This is a genomic window from Streptomyces noursei (genome assembly GCF_001646665.1).
Classification (GTDB): Bacteria; Actinomycetota; Actinomycetes; order Streptomycetales; family Streptomycetaceae; genus Streptomyces; species Streptomyces lavendulocolor.
The window spans coordinates 206,587-226,952 of sequence record NZ_LWBU01000158.1; the positions used below are offsets into that span (position 1 = coordinate 206,587).

Here is a 20,366-nt window from a genome sequence, read left to right on the forward strand (position 1 = left end):
ATTCCCGCAGCGCTTTTGGCGTCTTGCGCCCCGGGTGTTGTCTACTCGTTATGCCTGCGTCCCACTCGTCCCGTCTGTCCCATGTGTCTGATCGGCGCGCAGAGATCGCCATACGCTTCAAAAAGGTCATGAAATTGGGCATTCTTCGCATGTGGTGACCTTGGACGTACGGCCTCAGCTCATCGACGCACTCTCCGCCCTGCGCGACCGTGTCGCCGCCGTGCGTCTTCCTCTGCCCCTTCCGGGCGCGCCACGGGCGCGGCAGACGCGCGCCGAACTGCTCGCGCAGCTGGACGACTACCTGGTGCCCCGGCTCAAGGAACCCGAGGCACCGCTGCTCGCCGTCATCGGCGGGTCCACCGGGGCGGGCAAGTCGACGCTCGTCAACTCCCTCGTCGGACGGCGCGTCAGCGAGGCCGGCGTCCTCCGGCCCACCACGCGCACGCCCGTCCTCGTCTGCCACCCCGACGACCACCACTGGTTCGCCGGGATGCGGGTGCTGCCGCAGCTCACCCGCGTACGGGCGCCCGACGACCAGGAGGCGGAGGGGGAGGACGGGACCGAGGAGCGGGCCCTGCGGGTCGAGACCGCCGACACCGTCCCGCCCGGGCTCGCCCTGCTGGACGCCCCCGACATCGACTCGCTCGTCGTGCACAGCCGGGAACTCGCCGCCGAACTGATCTGCGCCGCCGACGTCTGGGTGATGGTCACCACCGCCTCCCGGTACGCCGACGCCGTGCCCTGGCACCTGCTGCGTACCGCCAAGGAGTACGACGCCACGCTCGTCACCGTCCTCGACCGGGTCCCGCACCAGGTGATCAACGAGGTGTCCCGGCAGTACGAGGCGCTCCTCGTCCGCGCCGGACTCGGCGACGTACCGCGGTTCACCATCCCCGAGCTGCCCGAATCGGCGGGCGGCGGCAGCGGCCTGCTGCCCGACACCGCCGTCGCCCCGCTCCGCGCCTGGCTCGCCCACCGCGCCCAGGACCCCGCCGCCCGGCAGCAGACCGTGGGGCGCACCGCCGGCGGGGTGATCGACTCGCTGAAGGTGCGGATGCCGGAGCTGGCCGGCGCCGTCGCCGCGCAGTACGCCGCCGCCGTGCGCCTCACCGGGGCCGTCCAGGCGGCGTACGAGCAGGAGGGCGAACGGGTCCGCCGCGAACTGCGGCGCGGCGCCGTGCTCGCCGGGGACGCCCGCACCCGCTGGCGCGGCTGGCCCCGGGACTGCTCGGCCACCGAACTGCTCGACTCCCTCGCCGAGTCCCTCACCGCCCTGCTCCAGTGCGCCGTCGCCGCCGCCGACGAGCACGTACGGGAGTCCTGGCGCCGTGAACCGGCCGCCCGGGGGCTGGCGGAGGACGGCGCCCGTACCGGACCCGACCGGGAGACCGGCGAGCGGATCGGCATGGCCGTACGGCGCTGGCGGCGCGTCCTGGAGGAGCTGGCCGAGGACGAGGTGCGGCGCATGGACCGGGCCGCCGCCCCGGACCCCGAGACGGTCGCGGCCCTGCTGGCCGCCGCACTGCTCGGCGGGCGCCGGGCGCGCGGCGCGGGCGACCGGCTCGCCGAACTGCTCGGCGCGCAAGGCGCCCTGCTGCTGCGCGACCGGGGCGGCGAGCTGGTGACCACGTACCTCGACCGCGTGCTCCACGAGGAGCGGGCCCGCCGGCTCGAACCGCTCAGGGCCCTCGACGTGACCCCCGAACCGCAGGCCGAACTCATCGCCGCGCTGTCCCGACTGCAGAAGGAGAGGTGACGGCGGTGAGCGCCGTGGACGAACGCTGGGACGACGGGCTGATCGCCCGAAGGGCGCAGGAACAGGCCGCCGACGACGGCGGGCCGCCGGGGGACGAGCCGCACCTGCCGATCGGCGAGCCGTACGCCGGGACGCTGCGGACCCGGCTGGACGCCCTGCGCGAACTCGTGGGCCTGTCCCGTACCCGCCTGGACGGCGACACCCTCGCCGAGGCCGGACGGGTGCTGGAGGAGGCGGCCGCACGGCAGCGGCTCTCGTCCCGGCACACCGTCGTCGCGATCGCGGGACCCACCGGGAGCGGCAAGTCGGCGCTGATCAACGCGCTGGCCGGGGTACCGGTGTCGGAGACCGGGCTGCGCCGGCCCACCACGGCCAACCCCATCGCCTGCACCTGGTCCGAGGGCGCCGCCGGGCTGCTGGACCGGCTCGCCATCCCCGGGCGGCTGCGGCGCCGACCGCTGGCGGGCGGGATCGGCGACGAGGCGCTCCAGGGTCTCGTCCTGGTCGACCTGCCCGACCACGACTCGGCGGTCACCGCCCACCGCAGGCAGGTCGACCGGGTGCTCGCCCTGGTCGACGCGGTGATCTGGGTCGTCGACCCGGAGAAGTACGCGGACGCCGCCCTGCACGAGCGGTACCTGCGGCCGCTCGCGGGGCACGCCGAGGTGACGTTCGTCGTCCTCAACCAGGTCGACCGGCTGCCGGGCGACGCCGCCCACCAGGTCCTCGACGACCTGCGGCGGCTGCTCGACGAGGACGGGATGGCACTCGGCGAACACGGCGAACCGGGGGCCACGGTGCTCGCGGTGTCCGCGCTCACCGGGGAGGGCGTGGCGGAACTGCGCGAACTGCTCGGTGCGTTCGTGCAGGGCCGCGGCGCGGCCGAACGGCGCTTGTCGGCGGACGTGGACGCGGCCGCGGGCCGGCTGCGCCCGGTGTACGTCGCGGACGGGCACCCCGGCCTGGGGGAGCGGTCCCGCGAGGACTTCGGCGCGCGGCTCGCGGTCGCCGTCGGGGCGCGGGCGGCCGGGGAGGCGGCGGAACGGGAGTGGCGGCGGGGTGCGGGACGGGCGTGCGGGACGCCGTGGCTGCGGCTGTGGCGCTGGTACGAGCGGCTGCGCACGCAGGGCGGCGCGGCGGGTGCGGAGGACGGCGCCGAGCCGTCGGCCGGCGCCGCGGAGGAGGACGAGCTGACGGCCCGCCAGCGGGTCGAGCAGGCCGTGCGGGTGGTCGCGGAGGAGGCGTCGCGCGGGCTGCCCGGGCCGTGGGCGCAGGCGGTGCGGGAGGCGGCGGTGCGCGGGGCGCACGGGCTGCCGGAGGCGCTGGACGAGCTGGCGGTGTCCGTGGCCGTCCCGCCGGCGGGGGCGCGTCCGCCCCGGCCCGCGTGGTGGCCGGCGGCGGTCCTCGCGCAGGCGGCCATGACGCTGCTCCAGTTCTACGGCGCCCTGTGGCTGGTCGGCCAGATCGTCGGCGTGCTGGAACCGGGGCTGGTCCCGCCGGTGCTGATCATGCTGGCGGGCATCGTCGGCGGGCCCCTGGTGGAGTGGGCCTGCGCGGCCGCGGCCCGGGGGCCGGCCCGCCGGTACGGGCAGGAGACCGAGCGCCGGCTCCGGGAGGCGGCGGCCGGATGCGGGCGGGCCATGGTCCTCGACCCGATCGCCGCGGAGCTGATGCGGTACCGGGAGGTGCGTGAGCGGTACGCCCATGTCGCGCGCGGGCGCGGCGAGGGCGGGGGCGCGGGTCTGGGCGGCGCGGGCCTGGGCGGTGCGGACGGCGTCGGCGGGATGGGAGGCATGGGTGGCGTGGGAGGCAGGGGAGGCGCGGCGGTCGTGGGCGCGGGCGACGGGCGGGCGGGGCAGGCGGCGCCGCGCCGGGCGTGACCGGGCGTGAGGCCGGGTGGCGGTCCGGGTGCGGCCGGTCGGGTGTCCCCCTTGCGGGTGGTGCCGTTGTCCACGGTCGGGGGCTTGTCCACAGGGCCGAGCGGGATTCCGGCGGGCGGTACAGCATGAGCCGCGTCAGCAGGACGACTGTGAGGGGCGGGTGTCATGAACGACACGATGGTGACGGTGGTGGGCAACGTGGCGACGAGCGTCGACTACCGCGACACGGTGACCGGAGGCGTGGCGAAGTTCCGGTTCGCGGTGACGGCGCGCCGGTGGGACCGCGAGCGGGCGAACTGGGTCGACGGGCACACGAGCTTCTACACGGTGAGCGCATGGCGGTCGCTCGGCGCCAACCTGGCCGCGTCGGTCGCGGTCGGCGACCCGCTGGTGGTGCACGGGCGGTTGAGGGTGCGGGAGGAGGAGCGGGACGGCCAGCGCCGGACGTTCGTCGACATCGACGCCTCGGCGGTGGGCCACGACCTGACGCGCGGGACGTCGGCGTTCCGCAGGGTGCTCAAGGGGGAGCCGCGCGCGGCGGAGAGCCCGGACGCGGTGCGGGAGGCGGCCGGCGACGGTGAGGGAGGTGGTGCCGGTGCGGAGCGGGCCGTCGAGCTGGTGTCGTGACGGTGCGTCAGGGCGACGCCACCGAGCGGTGCCGTGATGTGGAGATTCGGCGAGCGCGCACCACGTGAAGCGGCGTTCGCGATAACGATTCCGAGTCGGAATGGTTGTCTGACGGTATGACAGGGGACTGTGCTTGGTCGCCTCTCTAGGATTCCCGGGTACTCACGGGGCACTTGAGTCGGCTGGCGAGGCACTCCCCCCACGCGCCACAGGCGCCAAGGTCTCGCCCGGAGGGGAAGTCTGTGTTTGCTGGGTTTGCTGTACGGAGGCGGAGGAGGGGTTCCGTCCGCCTCCTCGCCACGGTCGTGACCTCCGCGCTGGTGGCCGGGGGTTTCATAGCCGGGGCGTCCGCCGCCGCGGCCGACGAGGCGCGTCAGCACCAGGGCGGTGCCGCCGCCACCCTCAACGGGCTGACCACCTTCGACCAGGCAGTGCTCCAGGTCGACGGTGAGCGGCAGGAAGTCCCGGCCGGTCTGTTCGAGATGACCGTCGACGGCGGCGGGACCCTCAAGACCTACTGCGTGGACCTGCACAACCCCACCCAGGACGGCTCCCGGTACCTGGAGACGTCCTGGGACCAGACCTCGCTCGGCGGGAACAAGGACGCGGGCCGGATCGGGTGGATCCTCCAGCATTCCTACCCGCAGGTCGACGACCTGGTGGGGCTGGCCAAGGCCGCCGGCACCGGCCCGCTGACCGCCGGCACCGCCGCCGCGGGCACCCAGGTCGCCATCTGGCGCTACTCGGACGACGCCCAGGTCCAGGCCCTCGACCCGGCGGCCGAGAAGCTCGCCGACTGGCTGGAGAAGAAGGCCGGGACCGTCGCCGAGCCGGGCGCGTCGCTCAGCCTGCTTCCGGGCGCCGTGTCCGGACCGGCCGGGACGCGGATCGGTCCGGTCACCGTGCGGACCGGCGCCGACCGGGTCAGCGTGGCCCCGCCCGCCGACGCGGCCGCCAGCGGTATCCGCATCACCGACGCCAAGGGCAGGCCGGTCGTCTCGGCCACCGACGGCAGCCGGCTCTACTTCGACGTGCCGGCCAAGGCCGCGGAGGGTTCCGCCGCGCTGACCGTGCAGGCCAGCACCTCCGTGCCGGTCGGCCGGGTCCTCGCGGGCACCACCAAGAGCCAGACGCAGATCCTGGCCGGGTCCAGCCAGTCGACCGTCTCCGCCACCGCCACGGCCACCTGGGCCACCGCGGGCGCCATACCGGCGCTCTCGGCCCGCAAGGACTGCGTCGAGGGCGCCGTGGACGTCACCGCCACCAACAAGGGCGACGCCCCGTTCGCCTTCGAGCTCATGGGCCTCACGCACACCGTCCTCGCCGGCGAGTCCCGGACGGTGACCGTGCCGGTGGCCGAGGACCAGGCGTACGAGTTCACCATCAACGGCCCCGGCGGCCTGCGCAAGACGTTCACGGGCATCCTCGACTGCCGGACCACCGGCAGCACGGCCGTCGCCCTGGCCGGCCCGCAGAGCGGCGGACCCGGCCCGCTGTCGGCTGGCGGCACCTCGTCCGGTCCCGTCTCGGCGGACGACGGCCCCGACCTCGCCGAAACGGGCGCCTCGGGCGCCACGCCGATGATCGCCGGCATAGCGCTGGCGATGATGGTGATCGGCGGAGCCGCCGTCTTCCTCCTCCGCAGGAAGAAGGACACCGGCGCCGAGGACTGACCCACCCGCCCGCGAACCGGGCGGCGGCGCACACCGCCCGCCGCCCGGGGCACGGCGACCGCCGTCCGAGCCCGGCGCCCGGAGCACGGCGACCGCCGCCCGGCGCGCGCCCTCCGGAGCCCGCCGCGCCGTGACCGCGCCCGCCGCGCCGGGGACGGCCGGAGCCCGCACGCGTGGCCCCGCACCGGCCGGAGCGGCCGGCCGGTCGTGGCGGACGGTGAGCGGGCGGGGCGGGCCCGGGGACCGTGCGTGACCGGCCGGACACCGAGCCGGGAGGCCCGGCGTCCACGGAGCGGGCCCGGCGCCTTACTGGTTTCCTTCGCGGGGTGGACGTCAGGCAAGATGGGGTGTATCTGCCCACTCTCGGACTGCCGGACGGTTTCTCTTGGCTGAGTACATCTACACGATGCGCAAGACGCGCAAGGCGCACGGCGACAAGGTCATCCTCGATGACGTGACGCTGAGCTTCCTGCCCGGTGCGAAGATCGGTGTGGTCGGCCCGAACGGCGCCGGTAAGTCGACCGTGCTCAAGATCATGGCCGGTCTGGAGCAGCCCTCCAACGGTGACGCGTTCCTGTCGCCCGGCTACACCGTCGGCATCCTGCTCCAGGAGCCGCCGCTGGACGAGTCCAAGACGGTCCTGGAGAACGTCCAGGACGGCGTCGGCGAGGTCAAGGGCAAGCTCGACCGGTTCAACGCCATCGCCGAGGAGATGGCCACGAACTACACCGACGCGCTGATGGAGGAGATGGGCAAGCTCCAGGAGGAGCTGGACCACGCCAACGCGTGGGACCTCGACGCCCAGCTCGAGCAGGCCATGGACGCCCTGGGCTGCCCGCCCGGCGACTGGCCCGTGACCAACCTCTCCGGTGGCGAGAAGCGCCGCGTGGCGCTCTGCAAGCTGCTGCTGGAGGCCCCCGACCTGCTCCTCCTCGACGAGCCCACCAACCACCTGGACGCCGAGTCCGTGCAGTGGCTGGAGCAGCACCTCGCCAAGTACGAGGGCACCGTCGTGGCCATCACCCACGACCGGTACTTCCTCGACAACGTCGCCGAATGGATCCTCGAGCTCGACCGCGGCCGCGCCCACCCCTACGAGGGCAACTACTCCACCTACCTGGAGAACAAGGCCTCGCGTCTGAAGGTCGAGGGCCAGAAGGACGCCAAGCGTCAGAAGCGGCTCAAGGAAGAGCTGGAGTGGGTCCGCTCCAACGCCAAGGGCCGGCAGGCCAAGTCGAAGGCGCGCCTCGCCCGCTACGAGGAGATGGCCGCCGAGGCCGACAAGATGCGGAAGCTGGACTTCGAGGAGATCCAGATCCCGCCGGGCCCGCGTCTGGGCAGCGTCGTCGTCGAGGTCGAGAACCTCAACAAGGCCTTCGGCGACAAGGTCCTCATCGACGGCCTCAGCTTCAGCCTCCCGCGCAACGGCATCGTCGGCGTCATCGGCCCCAACGGCGCCGGCAAGACCACGCTGTTCAAGATGATCCAGGGCCTGGAGGAGCCGGACTCCGGCTCGATCCGCGTCGGCGAGACCGTCAAGATCTCCTACGTCGACCAGAGCCGCGCCAACATCGACCCCAAGAAGACGCTGTGGGCCGTCGTCTCCGACGAGCTGGACTACATCAACGTCGGCCAGGTCGAGATGCCGTCCCGCGCCTACGTGTCCGCGTTCGGCTTCAAGGGCCCGGACCAGCAGAAGCCGGCCGGTGTCCTCTCCGGCGGTGAGCGCAACCGCCTGAACCTGGCGCTGACCCTCAAGCAGGGCGGCAACCTGCTGCTCCTCGACGAGCCGACCAACGACCTCGACGTCGAGACCCTGTCGTCGCTGGAGAACGCGCTGCTGGAGTTCCCGGGCGCGGCCGTGGTCGTCTCCCACGACCGCTGGTTCCTCGACCGCGTCGCCACCCACATCCTGGCGTACGAGGGCGACTCCAAGTGGTTCTGGTTCGAGGGCAACTTCGAGTCCTACGAGAAGAACAAGATCGAGCGTCTCGGCCCGGACGCGGCACGCCCGCACCGCGCCACCTACAAGAAGCTGACCCGGGGCTGAGGCAGCGGCAGTGGCTCGTCACATCTACAGCTGTCCCCTGCGCTGGTCGGACATGGACGCCTTCGGGCACGTCAACAACGTCGTCTTTCTCCGCTACCTGGAGGAGGCGCGGATCGACTTCATGTTCCGGCTCGCGCCGGGGAACGGCTCGCCGTCGTTCTCCGGCGGGTCCGTCGTGGCCCGGCACGAGATCGACTACGTACGGCCGCTGGTCCACCGGCACGAGCCGGTGACCATCGAGTCGTGGGTCACCAAGATCGGCGCCGCGTCGCTGACGATCGCGTACGAGATCAAGGACCCGGACCAGGTGTACGTACGGGCCTCGACGGTCGTCGTGCCGTTCGACCTGGAGGCCCAGCGCCCCCGCCGCATCACCGCGGAGGAGCGCTCCTTCCTGGAGGAGTACGTCGACGACGGCATGCGCTCCCCGGGGGAGGCCGCCGCGGCATGACTCCGCCGCTGCACTTCGCCGACGCCAGGGAGGCGGCCGGGCTGGCCGCCTTCCTGGCCCGGCTCATCCACTACGACCGGGCCGCCGCCGTCCGCCTCCAGGCCGGCGGCGGTGCCCTGGCCGTGTTCGGGCGGCCGCCGTCCTTCGAGGTCCTGGCCATCCGGACGGCGGCGCTCCTGGACGACACGCCGCTGGACGTCACCGTCTCCGCGGGCCAACTCCTCGACGGCATCGAGGAGTCGGCCGGCAAGGCCACCGTGCCCGCACCCGTCACCGGCCCGCCGTGGGCGGGCCTCCTGCCGCCGCGCGCCGGCTGGCGCGAGGTCCCCGGCCTCCCCGACGCGGCCGGGCTGCGCGGGGCGGTCGCCGCCGCGGTGACCGAGTTCCGGGAACGGGACGGCGCGTTGCCGGCCGAGCGGCGTACTCGCGCGGAACGCGACCGGATCGGCCGCGAGATCTGGTCCCGCACCATCGGCGCCACGGGGCTGCCGCTGCGCGCCGTGCACGCCGCCCAGTCGCTGGGCTTCCTGCCCCCGCACGACGTGCCGGTCGCCCTGCTCACCGCCGGCTCGTGGCTGCGGCTGCGCAGCCCCTACGGGTCGGTCGCCGTCCGCAGGCCCGGCGCGGGCACCGGACTGACCGTCACCGCGCTCTGACCCGGGCGGCCGCCGGGGTTCAGGAGCCTTCGTCGTCGGGCCGTACCGCGATGTGGTCCGGCTCCGGCGCGTCCGCGAGGTTCAGTCCCCGCGCGGCACCCAGCGGTGGGTGAACCCGGCCGAGAGCACGCCGCCCCCCACGGTCGCCGCCGCGCACACCGCGAGCGCCACCGCCAGCCCGCCGCCGAGCAGCCCGAGCGGCGAACTCCCCGACGGGGAGAGGAAACCGAGGTTCACCCCGGCCAACAGCCCCGCGACCAGCGCGGCCGGGCCCAGCGCGCACGCCATCGGAACGCCCATGCCCCACCACGCGACCCGCAGGTGGAACCCGACGCCCGAGGTGTACCCGGCCAGGGGCCGCAACTCGTCGGCCCGGTCGAGGAAGGCGTGCAGCAGCCCGGCCGTCCCGGTGAACGCCAGGAGCAGGAACCCGGCGGTCGCCACGAGCAGCACCCAGTCCGCCTGCCGCGCCCGCGCGTGGCCACCGATGACGTTCTCGTCGCCCGGGACGCCGACATGGGGGAGCGGCAGGGTCGCCCGGGCGGCCCGCTCCGCCCGCTCGCGCCCCTCCGGGCCGCTGGTCAGGACGACGAACGGCCCGTGCTCCCGCCCCTGTTCGCGCACCGACGGCGACCACACCGACGGCGACCGCACCGCCGCCGACCGCACCGCGGGGCCGGTCGCCCGCACGTGGACGGGGCCGAAACCCATCCACCGCAGCGCCTCCGTGCGCGGAGTGCGCTCCCGGTAGACCTCCTGCGCCGGTACGGCACGTCCGCGCGGGCAGGAGCGCATGGCCCCCAGGGCCGCCAGGTCGTCGCAGTCGCCGACGAGCACCGGCGGGCCGGTGCCGGACGGGTCGCCGCCCGGCACCACGCGCAGCACCCGGTCGCCGGGGCCCAGGGCGGCCACGAACCGGGCCCGCGCCCGTGCGTCGGCGGGCGCGCTGCGGACCTCCAGCAGCCGCTCGTCCAGCCGTTCGGCGAGCACGGTGGCGTTGCGGGCCTCGTCCGTCAGGTCGGTCACCAGCACCAGGGCCTGCGCGGCCAGCCCCAGCATCACCACGAGGGCCGCGCCCGCCCGGGCGACGACCGCCGGATGGGCCGCCGCCCAGCGCCCGCCCACCAGCCGCGCCGGGTCGCCGGTGCCGTACCCGGTCAGCCGCACCGCCACCCGCGCGGCCGCCCGCCCCAGCAGCGGCGGCAGGCCGACGAGCGTCAGGGTGGTGCCCAGCACGAAGAGCCGGGTGCCCGCCGCCTGGCCCGCCGCCGCCCCGGAGACCACGCCGAGGCCGCCGATCCCGCACAGCACCGCCGGCCAGCCCGACGGGCGGCGCCGCGCGGGCCGGGGCCGCCCGGCCCCGGCGGGGCGCACCCGCAGGTGCAGCGCGGCGAACAGCAGGCACAGCGCCGCCCACACCAGGGCCAGCGCGAGCGGGAACTGCCACCGCAGCGGCGCCAGGTCGGCGGCCGACACCTCGTAGCCCGTCAGCGGCAGCCGTACGCCGGTCAGCGTGACCGCCACCAGCGGTAGGCCGCCGAGCAGGACGCCCGCCCCCAGGGGGCGTACGCACTCACCGGCCGCGATCCTCGCCCGGACGGAGCGTCCGGCGCCGATGGCGTACAGCACCGCCAGCCGCTCGTCCCGCTGCCGGGCCCCGAGCCGGGAGGCGACGATCAGCAGCACGGCGACCGGCAGCCCGAGTTGGGGAGCCAGCAGCCAGTACAGGTCGCCGGCCGGCCGGTCGAACGACTGGCTGAGGAAGTACGGGCCGGGGACCGGCCGGGCGGCGCCGAAGCCGGTGACGCCCAGCGTCGTGCCGTACCCCTGGATGCGTACGCCGGACGGCGGGCGGACGTAGACGAAGAGCTCGCCCGCGTCGGCCAGCCCCTCCGCCGACACGGTGCCCGCCAGCCTGCCGTAGCGGGTCGCGGCCGACGGCATGGCGTCGAGCAGCGCGGGCGACACGAACGCCTCGCCCGGCGCGGGCCAGCGGGGCAGGCCCGGCGGCAGGGGGGCGGACGGCCCGGCGGGCTCGACGTACACCACCGAGAAGTCCCGCTCCCGCCAGCTGTCGTCGCTCTCGCTCCACCAGGCGGCCGGCCGGGCGCCCGGTGCGGCGGCCACGGGGATCCTCGACGCGATCCGGGCGTCCCGCCCCTCGTGCACGGCGTGCACCGTCTGAACGCTCCACACCAGCAGTGCCGCCGCCACCCCGGTGAGCGCCAGGCACAGCACCTGGACGGTGCGCCGCGGATCGCGCCGGCGGGCCGGGCCGGCCGAGGCGCGCCGGCCGACGGCGAGCAGTTGCGCGGTCGCGCCGCGGCGCCGGGCCCGGCTCACGTGCCGGCCGCGGTGGGGTCGATGGTGCCGGGGTGGTCGGCGGTACCTGTGGGGTCGGTGGTCCCGGAGTGGTCGCCGACCTCGTGCAGGGCACCGTCCCGGAGGGCGAGCCGCCGGTCGGCGTGGAAGGCGACCACCGGATTGTGCGTGACCACGACCAGCGTGCAGCCGTACTGGGCGGGCAGCCCGAACAGCAGGGCGCAGACGTCGTCGGTGGCGTGCTCGTCGAGCGCCCCGGTCGGCTCGTCGGCGAGGATCAGCGGGGGCCGGGTCGACAGCGCGCGGGCGACCGCCACCCGTTGCCGCTCCCCGCCGGACAGCACGTTCGCCGGCGCGTCCGCCACCGCGCCGACGCCCAGTTCGCGCAGCAGCCGCTGGGCCGTCCCGTACGCCTCCCGGCGGCCCTTCCCGGCGATCAGCAGCGGCAGCGCGGTGTTCTCGGCGGCGCTCAGCTCGGGCAGCAGCTCCCCGAACTGGTAGACGAAGCCCAGGGTGTTCAGCCGCCAGGCCGCGGCCTTGGCGGGCCGCAGCGCGGCGGTGTCGGTGCCGCACACCCGGACGGTGCCGGCGCGGGGGCGGTGCAGCCCGGCGAGGCAGGCCAGCAGGGTGGACTTGCCGCTGCCGCTCGGCCCGGTGACGGCGACGGACTCGCCGGCCCGGACGGTCATCCGGGCCTCGCGCAGCAGGGTGCGGCCGCCGAGTTCGCAGGTCAGCCCGGAGACCACGACGGTCGGGGCGGCCGTGACGGTCGGTGCCACCGCGGTCAGGGGTGCCGCTGCCAGGCGGAGCACGCGTCCGTCATGAGGGGGCGGTTCTCGCACGTCTGCAGGGTGTGGATCGCGTACGTGCCGGTGGTGGAGGTCTTGCAGTAGCCGTTCGCCTCCTCCATGCGCACGACCGTGTTGGGCGTGGTGCGCTTGAAGTTGACGTAGACGTTGAACCCGTCGTACTCGCGGTCGCAGACCCCGGCGTACCTGTGGTCGTGGCCGATGTAGCCGAAGTCCTGGCCCTCGTAGACGTAGAACGTGTCACCGAGAGCCGTCCCGGCCCCGAGCAGTGCCGCGGCCGTCGCGATCGCCACGGCGCCGAGCCGCATGGTCCTCCGTCGCACCTCGCACCTCCACAAGACGAGGGGCACCCGCCGACTGCGGGTGCCCGTTCGAAGTGTTGCGGCTGTGAACCTAGGTGGTCGGAGGTGCCCGAGGGGACCGGGTGCGGAAGAGTTGGCCGGAACCTTTTCTGTCACTTCCCGGTCACGGAGCGTACGCGCGGCTCAGTCCGGGGTGTTGACCATCGACGCGGCCGCGTACGTCAGGTAATTCCACAGCGTCCGCTCGTGCTCCTCGGACAGGCCGAGCTCGTCGACCGCCGCCCGCATGTGCTTCAGCCAGGCGTCGTGCGCCGCCCGGTCGACGGTGAAGGGGGCGTGGCGCATCCGCAGGCGCGGGTGGCCGCGGTTGTCGCTGTAGGTGCGGGGGCCGCCCCAGTACTGCATCAGGAACAGCACCAGCCGCTCCTCGGCCGGGCCGAGGTCCTCCTCGGGGTACATCGGCCGCAGCAGCGGGTCCTCGGCGACACCCCGGTAGAAACGGTGGACGAGGCGCCGGAAGGTGGGCTCGCCGCCGACCTGCTCGTAGAAGGTCTGCTCCTGAAGCGTGCCGCGCGGGATCTCATTCACGAGTCCATCGTCTCAGACGGACCGGCCGAGGACCCGGGCCCTAGGTCGTCCCCGCGACGTCCCGCCCGGGACCCCTCCCCGGGAAGGCACGAGGAGGCGGCGGGCCGGGACGCCCCGGCCCGCCGGCCCGGTGGCCGGAACGCACCGACCCGCCGGCCCGGTGGCCGGAACGCCCCGGCCCGCCGGCCCGGTGGCCGGGACGCCCCGGCCCGCCGGCCCGGTGGCCGGAACGCACCGACCCGCCGGCCCGGTGGCCGGAACACCGTGCGTGGAGGCACGGGCCCGCCGCCGGGGACGGCCCGAGGGGCGGCGCGGGGCCGCCCCTCGGGAACGGTCCCGGCTATCCGCGCTGGATGGTGATGGTCGTCCAGGCGCCCACGTGGACCCGGTCGCCGTCCTTCAGCGGGACGGGGACGTAGGGCTGGATCGGGTCCTCGCCGCCGTTGAGCGTGGTGCCGTTGGTGGAGTTCTGGTCGACGACCGCCCAGGAGCCGTCCGGCTGCTGCACCAGCACGGCGTGGTGGTGCGAGACGCCCGGGTCCTCCGGCGGCACGGACAGGTCGATGTCCGGGGACTCGCCCGTGGAGTGGCGCCGGCGGCCGATGCTGATCTGGTTGCCCGACAGCGGCAGCCGCTGCTCCGGGGAGTACGCGGGCAGGTTCAGGCCCGCGGCCTCGGGACCGCTGCGCTGCATCATCGCCATGAAGTACTCGCGGTCGGGCGCCACGACAGCGGTCCAGCCGGCGGGCGCCGCCTGGTACTGCGGGGTCCGGGGCGCCTCAGCCGGGGAGCCGTGCGGCGGCTGCGAGCCGTGCGGCGCCTGCTGCTGGGACGGACCCGGCCGCTGGGGTGCCGGCGGCTGCGGCGCCGGGGGGCGCTGCTGCGAGGGCGGCGGCAGCATCCAGTCGTCCCCGCCGCCACCGCCGGGCGGCTGGGCCTGCGGCTGGGAGGGGGACTGGGGCTGCGGCGGGGGCGGCGGACCCGGCTGCTGGAACGCCTGGGGCGGCCGCGGCGGGCCGGGGGGCTGCTGGAACGCCTGGGGAACCGGCGGCGGGCCCTGGTGGGCGCCCTGCACGGGGCCCTGGGGCGCCTGTCCCCGGGGGGCCGGCGGCTCGGGCGGCAGCGGCTCCGCCGGGCGGTTCATCTGCGACGGGCGCGAGCCCTGGTAGTCGAACGGGTCCGGCGGGCGCGGGGCCTGGGGCGCGGACGGCGCCTGCGGCTCCGACCGGAAGCCGGGCGGCAGGTTCATCCCGGGCGGCGGACCTCCGGGAACGCCGGGACGGCCCTGGTGGTTCGGCGGCGGGGGCGGCGCGACGGGGGTGTAGGAGGTCGCCGTGTTGGTGAGGAAGTTCCACCGGCACTCCTCGCAGAACGGCGCCATGGCCTCACGCGGGGTGCGGCACTGCGGGCACAGCTCGGCCTGGGCGGTGGCGTTCGGGTCGCCGCCGGCGAACCCGCCGGGGGCGCCGTGCCCACCGGGCGCCGCGCCCGGTCCGCCCGGTCCACCGGGTCCGCCCGGTCCACCGGGTCCGCCCGGTCCGGGGTAGCCGTAGGCGGGCGGCGGCGGCGGGGGAGGCGGCGGCGGAACGGCACCCGCAGGCGCGCCCGCCCCGGCCATGCGGTGGCCGCAGACCTCGCACCAGTCGTCGGAACCCGACTGGTGTCCGTTCGGGCAGGTCGGCATGTCGGCGCTTCCCCCTCTCCTCGTCCGGCCCCCGCGGGCCGAGCAGATAGTGACCTATTTCTTGACACGAACGGTCTTGGTGGAGCGCGTCTCGAGTGTCATCTCGTCCGCTTCCGCGACCTTCGCCTTCAGTCGCACAGTACCGGTCGCCGCGTCGACCACGTCCACCACCTTCGAAAGGAGTTTCGCAGTGTCCGCGTTGCCGGAGGCGGCCGCCAGCTGCACGGCGCGGCCGAGTTTCGCCGTCGCACCGTCGAAATCGCCGGACTTGCGGGCATCGAGTCCCTGCTGGATGACTTGTGCCAGTTCCGCCTGACCCGTGTAGTGCGCGACCTGGGGGTTGATGGAGGTGGAGGCAGCCATGTCGTCGGTCCACACCGCCCGCACCAGGCCCTGCGACAGGGTTTGCGGCGTGCCGCCCGCCGGGTCGGGCAGGACCAGGGAGACGCGCGCCGCCAGCATCTCCTGGCCGATCCCGGCCTCCGGGACCCGGACGCACACGTGGTAGTCGCGGGACTCGTCGCCCCACGACCCGGTCGGGTAGTCGCCCGAGCGCGGCCCCGCCTCCGTACGCCGGTCCGTCAGGTCCTCCACCGAGGGCGCCACCTGCTTCACGAAGACGATCTCCACGCCCACCGGTGTCCACAGGCGCAGGACGACGTCGGCGACCTCCTTGCCCATCGCGTCCTCCATCATCCGCGTGAAGTCCGCGGCGAGGCCCGCCGGATCGGCGACGATGTCGGCCGTGCCGAGCAGCGCCGAGGCGATCCCGGTGACCTCCTTCACCTCCCAGTCCGTGCCCACCCCGCGGGCGTCGCAGGTGAAGCGGCGGGCGCAGGCCTCCAGGGCGGCCCGCAGGTCGTCCGGCGACTCGTGCTCGTTGCGGCCGTCGGTGAGCAGGATGCCGTGCCGGATCGGTACGTCGGCGGTCGCCAGGAGCCGGTCGGCGAGCGTCAGCCACGTACCGATCGCGGTGCCGCCGCCCGCGGCGAGCCGGCGCAGCGCCTCCTTCGCCGCGGCCCGGGTGGCGGGGCCGGCGGTGGCGAGCCGGCCGCCGCCCGGATAGACCTCCTGCGCGACGTGGGTGCCGGCCACCACCGCGAACTCCACGCCGTCGCGCAGGGTGTCGACCGCGGCGGCCGTGGCGTCGCGCGCGTTGCGCATCTTCGTCGGCGGGTACTCCATGGAGCCGGAGCAGTCCACCATGATCACCACGGCGGCGCCGGGCGTCCGGCCGGGTATCGAGGAGGGGGAGGCGGCCACCCGGCCCAGCGCGATACCGCCGCTGGTCCCGCCGCCCGTGGAGGTGACCGTGACGATCGCGTTGACCTCGCGCCCGCCCTCCGGCAGGTACTCGTTCTGGTACACGTCCACCGAGAACTGCGGCACGTTCGACTTGGAGAAGTTCGCCATCTGATCGGCTCCTCGGGACGCGGGCTGGCGCCCGCACGGCGGACTGCTGACTGACGTGCGGGGGGCTGGTCGTCGGGCGGGAAAGGTCAGGCCGATCCTGCCCCTGCGGGCACCACGGCGAACGGCAGGACGGCCACTGTTACGTTGTCGTGCCCGCCCCCGTCGAGCGCGTGCCCGACGAGGACCTGGGCGCTGTGCAGCGGGCGTCGGGCGGCGTCCGGCGGGACGACCCGCGCCATGTCGGTCGCCCCCTCCGCGTAGTTCCACAGGCCGTCCGTGCACACCACGACGACACCGGGGCGGTCCGGCTTGAACGCGGCGGTGTGCGGCTCCAGTTCGTACGCGTCCGCCCCCAGCCAGCCGGTGATGGCGTGGGCGCGCTCGTCCGCGTACGCCTCCGCCTCGTTCATGAGACCCGCCGCGACCATCTGCGCGGCCCACGAGTCGTCCTCGGTGAGCCGGGCGGGCGGGCCGCTGCGGTCGTCCGGCACCCAGTAGGCGCGGCTGTCGCCGACCCAGCCGACCACCAGCAGCCCGCCGGCGACGACCGCCCCGACGAGGGTGCAGGCCGGGGCGTTGCGGTGGTGGTGCGGGTCGTGCTCCATGGCGTCCCCGTCGTCGCCGTCGCCCGCGAGGGCGTTGACCGCCTCGGAGGCCGCGACGATCGCGTCGTGCATCGCCGTCTGCGGATGCGTGCCGCGCGGGAGGGCGGCCAGCAGCGACTCGTTGGCGGCGGCCGCGGCGGCCGCGGACGCCTCGTCGGGGCGGGTCGCGGACGAGACGCCGTCGCAGACGATGGCGACGACGGCCGGCGAACCGTCCGGAAGGGCCGTCGAGGACACGGCGAACGCGTCCTCGTTGCGGTGGTGGCGCAGCCCGCGGTCGCTGACGGCCGCGACGGCGCCGAGCTCCTCCTCCATGTGGTCGCGCTCGCGGGGCTGGGCGTGCCCGCAGTTCTCGCAGTACCCGTCGGGGTCCACGTGCCCGGCCCGGCAGGCCACGCACAGCCGGGTCCCGGCCGGCGGGGTCGCCGTGTGCTCCACCGCGCGCGGGTCGGGCACCCCGCCCGCCCCGGGCGGCGGCTCGACGGGAGCGGGCGGCTGGACGGGAGCGGGCGGCGGCTCGACGGGAGCGGCCGGGGCGGCCGGCGTGCCCGTCCCGGCCTGCGGCTCGGGCACGTGGGCGTGCGGGGCCGGCCGGGCGGCGGGCGGGGGCACCGGGGTGCCGGGGCCCCAGGGCTCGCCGGCCGTCCCGGGCGCGGGCGCCGGGCGCGCCGCGGGGTCGGGGGCCGGCAGCTCGAAGTCACCGGCGCCCGCCTCCGCGGCACGGGCGTCGAACCGGACCGCCGCGACCCCCGCCGGGCCCGCCGTACCCGGGGCGCCCGTGGCGGGCGGGCGGGACGGCCGGTCGCCGAACGGCTGCTCGCGGCCCGGCCCGGCCGGGTCCGCCGGCCACGCGGCCCCGCCCACCGGGGAGCCCATGACCACGGTCGGACGGTCCTCCGGCAACGGTGGTACGGCCGACAGGTCGTACCCGCACGCACCACAGAAAAGGTCACCCGACTCCAGCGGCTCCTCGCAGCTGGGGCAGGCGGACGGCTGGTGCCTCTGCGACATCATTCACACCCATGTCCTGGGGCGGAAACGGTTGGCCCGCTCCACCATGTCGATCCTCTCCTCGCCACGCTGAGCGAGCCGGGCGAGCACCCGGTAGGAGCGTTCCAGTCCGAGACGCAAGGCCCGCTCGTCCGGTTCGCTGCCCAGCAGCGGGGTCCGTGCGGTGCCCGCCCCGGGACTACCGGAGAGTACCCAGTCGAGCGCCTTGCCCAGCACCTCCGTGGACAACTGCTCGCGCCGCACCGCGTCCAGGCCGAACTGCCGCAGCGCGGACACCTGTGCGGCGGCCGCCGCCAGGTCGCCGGCGAGCGGCTCCCGCGCGCTGCGGCGCCGCAGCCTGGCCCGTACGGCGGCCACGCGCGCCGCGGTGCAGTGGACCGACGCCTCGGGCACCGACTCCAGCGCCTCGACGGCACCGGCGCGGTCACCGGCGGCCAGCCGCACCCGCGCCAGGCCGAACGCGGCGCTCACGTGGCTCGGGTCCGTCGTCCACACCAGGCGGTAGTACTCCGCCGCGTTGTCCAACTGGCCCAGCACCTCGGCGCACACGCCCAGCGCCAGCTTGGGCGCCGGTTCCCCGGGGAACGCGTCGTAGACCGCGTCGAACGAGAGCGCGGCGTTCTCGTCGTCACCCGTCGCCAGGGCCGCGACGCCGCGGTACCACACCACCCGCCAGTCGTCGGGGTACTGCTCCTCCAGGGTCTCCAGCGCCCGCTCCGCCGAGCCCGTCTCCCCCGTCTCCAGCCGGGCGCGCAGTTCCCGCAGCCGCAGTTCGAGCGAGACCGCCGGGGCGGTGCGCAGGGCGGACATCAGTTCGGCGGGTGCGGAGGCCATCAACCCCGCCAGGAAACCGGCGTTCGGGTCGGCGGCGTCGACGTGCGGCACGGGCAGCGCCAGCGCGACGGCGCGCACGTCGAGCGGGGCGAGCAGCGGTGCGGGCGCGGCGACGACGGCCCCGCCCACCGGCCCGGCGCCGCCCGGCCCGGCGCCCGCGAGGGGCGTACGCGGGGCGGGCACGGCCGCCGTCACGGCGACCCGCCCGCGCGCACCCGCCCGCCTCCCGCGCACCGCCCGCGCCCCCAGCTCCGACACGTCACCGTCGTCGACGGCGAACAGCTCCGTGTCCGGCACGCGCACCTCCGGCCCGAACAGCGTCGACAGCGCCGGGCGCGGACGGCCCGTCTGGAGGGCCACCACCTCCCGCAGCACGCCCGTCAGCTGCTCGGCCATCTCCTCGGCCGAGGCGAACCGGCGCGCCGGATCCGGGTCGGTCGCCCGCACCAGGAGCCGGTAGAACGACTCGTAGGTCCGGAACACCTCGATGTTGTCCGGGTCCGGCAGGGAGTCCGCGAACACGTTCGTGTAGCCCTGGAAGTCGAACGTCAGGACCGCCAGCGTCCGCGCCACCGTGTACAGGTCGGACGCGACCGACGGGCCGGCCTCCGCCACCTCCGGAGCCTGGTAGCCGACCGTGCCGTAGATGGCCGACTCGTCGTCGTCCATCCTGCGCACCGCGCCCATGTCGATCAGCTTCAGCTGGTCCCCGGTCTGGATCGCGTTGTCCACCTTGAAGTCGCAGTACAGCAGGTTCCGGCTGTGCAGGTGCCCGAGCGCCTCCAGCGCCTCGATCCCGTACGCGCACGCCTGCTCGACCGGCAGCGGGTCGCGCCGCCCGTCCGGCCCCCGCCGCTCGTTGGCGATCTCCTTCAGGGACTTCCCGCCGACGTACTCCATGACGATGTAGCCGTCGAGGGAGCCCGTCCGCTGGTCCAGGTGCTCCACGAAGTTGTAGATGCGGACGATGTTGGAGTGCTCGATCTCGGCGAGGAACCGACGCTCCGAGATCGCCGCCGCCATCGCGTCCTGGTCACCGGTGTCCAGCAGGCCCTTCAGGACGACCCACCGGTCGGAGACCGCCCGGTCCACCGCGAGGTAGACCCAGCCGAGGCCGCCGTGCGCCAGGCACCCGGCCACCTCGTACTGGCCGTGCACGACGTCACCCGCGCGCAGCTTCGGCACGAACGAGTACGGGTGGCCGCACTTGGTGCAGAAGCCCTCCGTACGCCCCGGCCGGTCCCCGCGCGCCCGGCCGACCGGCGCCCCGCAGTCGGACCGCGAGCAGAACCGCTTCCGCTCCGGCACCTCCGGGTCGGCCATCACCACCGCACGCGGATCGGGGCGCGGCACCGCCGGGACCGCGACGAGCCCCGCGCCGAGCCTGCCCCGCCCCGACGGGCCGGAGGACGCACCCGAACTGCGCACCGACACCGACCGGGACGACCCCGTGCCCGCCGGCAGCGAACGCGACAGCCGGCCCGACACCGAGCGCCGCGACGAACGGGAGGAGCGCGACGACCGCGACGAGCGGGACGACGAACCCGAGCCCGCCGCCGACCCCTTGCCGCCGCCCGCGATGCCGGTCGGCGGCGACGACACCAGCCCCGACGGCGAGACGACCGGCGCCAGGCCGCACGTGCCGCAGTACAACTCCCCGCCGCCCATGTCCTCGTACGAGCCCTCACAGCCGGGCCGCTGGCAC

General features: G+C 75.4%; 15 protein-coding genes. 7 read left to right on the top strand and 8 right to left on the bottom strand.

Going from position 1 to position 20,366, the window contains the following annotated elements; genetic code table 11:
- Positions 1–160 precede the first annotated feature (160 nt).
- The 7 genes from A4V12_RS13025 to A4V12_RS13055 all read left to right on the top strand — a co-directional run bounded on the left by A4V12_RS13025 (position 161) and on the right by A4V12_RS13055 (position 9,093).
- Complete coding sequence (locus A4V12_RS13025) at positions 161–1,756, top strand: dynamin family protein (protein WP_064069591.1); 1,596 nt, start codon at positions 161–163, stop codon at positions 1,754–1,756.
- Positions 1,753–3,636 (top strand): GTPase, encoded by a 1,884-nt coding sequence (locus A4V12_RS13030; protein WP_079137013.1) that lies wholly within the window; start codon positions 1,753–1,755, stop codon positions 3,634–3,636. The genes A4V12_RS13025 and A4V12_RS13030 overlap by 4 nt, the downstream gene beginning before the upstream one ends.
- 165 nt (positions 3,637–3,801) lie before the next feature.
- On the top strand, positions 3,802–4,263 hold the full coding sequence (locus A4V12_RS13035; RefSeq protein ID WP_064069463.1) for a single-stranded DNA-binding protein: 462 nt from the start codon (positions 3,802–3,804) through the stop codon (positions 4,261–4,263).
- A gap of 242 nt (positions 4,264–4,505) precedes the next feature.
- Positions 4,506–5,936, top strand: coding sequence for a Cys-Gln thioester bond-forming surface protein (locus tag A4V12_RS13040; RefSeq protein ID WP_064069464.1), 1,431 nt, complete (start codon positions 4,506–4,508; stop codon positions 5,934–5,936).
- 385 nt (positions 5,937–6,321) lie between these two features.
- Entirely contained in the window at positions 6,322–7,986 is a 1,665-nt protein-coding gene (ettA, locus tag A4V12_RS13045) for an energy-dependent translational throttle protein EttA (protein WP_064069465.1), read from the top strand.
- A gap of 10 nt (positions 7,987–7,996) precedes the next feature.
- Positions 7,997–8,437: a thioesterase family protein gene (locus A4V12_RS13050; protein WP_079137014.1), complete on the top strand. Its 441-nt coding sequence runs from the start codon at positions 7,997–7,999 to the stop codon at positions 8,435–8,437.
- Entirely contained in the window at positions 8,434–9,093 is a 660-nt protein-coding gene (locus A4V12_RS13055; RefSeq protein WP_064069467.1) for a hypothetical protein, read from the top strand. Before A4V12_RS13050 ends, A4V12_RS13055 begins: the two co-directional genes overlap by 4 nt.
- 81 nt (positions 9,094–9,174) lie before the next feature.
- Here A4V12_RS13055 and A4V12_RS13060 read toward each other — a convergent pair whose 3' ends face one another.
- The 8 genes from A4V12_RS13060 to A4V12_RS13095 form a co-directional block, all read right to left on the bottom strand.
- Positions 9,175–11,436, bottom strand: a complete 2,262-nt coding sequence (locus A4V12_RS13060; RefSeq protein ID WP_064069468.1) for a hypothetical protein — start codon at positions 11,434–11,436, stop codon at positions 9,175–9,177.
- Positions 11,433–12,227, bottom strand: coding sequence for an ABC transporter ATP-binding protein (locus A4V12_RS13065; RefSeq protein WP_064069469.1), 795 nt, complete (start codon positions 12,225–12,227; stop codon positions 11,433–11,435). The genes A4V12_RS13060 and A4V12_RS13065 overlap by 4 nt, the downstream gene beginning before the upstream one ends.
- Positions 12,200–12,547, bottom strand: a complete 348-nt coding sequence (locus A4V12_RS13070) for a hypothetical protein (RefSeq protein ID WP_159028868.1) — start codon at positions 12,545–12,547, stop codon at positions 12,200–12,202. Before A4V12_RS13070 ends, A4V12_RS13065 begins: the two co-directional genes overlap by 28 nt.
- Before the next feature lie 162 nt (positions 12,548–12,709).
- Positions 12,710–13,114 (bottom strand): globin, encoded by a 405-nt coding sequence (locus tag A4V12_RS13075; protein ID WP_064069471.1) that lies wholly within the window; start codon positions 13,112–13,114, stop codon positions 12,710–12,712.
- A 340-nt stretch (positions 13,115–13,454) separates the two neighbouring features.
- Positions 13,455–14,798, bottom strand: coding sequence for an FHA domain-containing protein (locus A4V12_RS13080; RefSeq protein ID WP_064069472.1), 1,344 nt, complete (start codon positions 14,796–14,798; stop codon positions 13,455–13,457).
- A 54-nt stretch (positions 14,799–14,852) separates the two neighbouring features.
- Positions 14,853–16,211: a vWA domain-containing protein gene (locus A4V12_RS13085; protein ID WP_064069473.1), complete on the bottom strand. Its 1,359-nt coding sequence runs from the start codon at positions 16,209–16,211 to the stop codon at positions 14,853–14,855.
- Between the two features lie 86 nt (positions 16,212–16,297).
- Positions 16,298–17,827: a PP2C family serine/threonine-protein phosphatase gene (locus A4V12_RS13090; protein ID WP_423563173.1), complete on the bottom strand. Its 1,530-nt coding sequence runs from the start codon at positions 17,825–17,827 to the stop codon at positions 16,298–16,300.
- A gap of 3 nt (positions 17,828–17,830) precedes the next feature.
- Positions 17,831–20,329, bottom strand: a complete 2,499-nt coding sequence (locus tag A4V12_RS13095) for a serine/threonine-protein kinase (RefSeq protein ID WP_064069475.1) — start codon at positions 20,327–20,329, stop codon at positions 17,831–17,833.
- Positions 20,330–20,366 lie beyond the last annotated feature (37 nt).

What these genes read in the sequence shown, in the direction of transcription:
- A4V12_RS13035 (WP_064069463.1), top strand. Translation starts at nt 3,802, where the DNA reads ATGAACGACACGATGGTGACGGTGGTGGGCAACGTGGCGACGAGCGTC.
- A4V12_RS13055 (WP_064069467.1), top strand. Translation starts at nt 8,434, where the DNA reads ATGACTCCGCCGCTGCACTTCGCCGACGCCAGGGAGGCGGCCGGGCTG.
- A4V12_RS13080 (WP_064069472.1), bottom strand. Translation starts at nt 14,798, where the DNA reads ATGCCGACCTGCCCGAACGGACACCAGTCGGGTTCCGACGACTGGTGC.
- A4V12_RS13085 (WP_064069473.1), bottom strand. Translation starts at nt 16,211, where the DNA reads ATGGCGAACTTCTCCAAGTCGAACGTGCCGCAGTTCTCGGTGGACGTG.
- A4V12_RS13090 (WP_423563173.1), bottom strand. Translation starts at nt 17,827, where the DNA reads ATGTCGCAGAGGCACCAGCCGTCCGCCTGCCCCAGCTGCGAGGAGCCG.
- A4V12_RS13095 (WP_064069475.1), bottom strand. Translation starts at nt 20,329, where the DNA reads ATGGGCGGCGGGGAGTTGTACTGCGGCACGTGCGGCCTGGCGCCGGTC.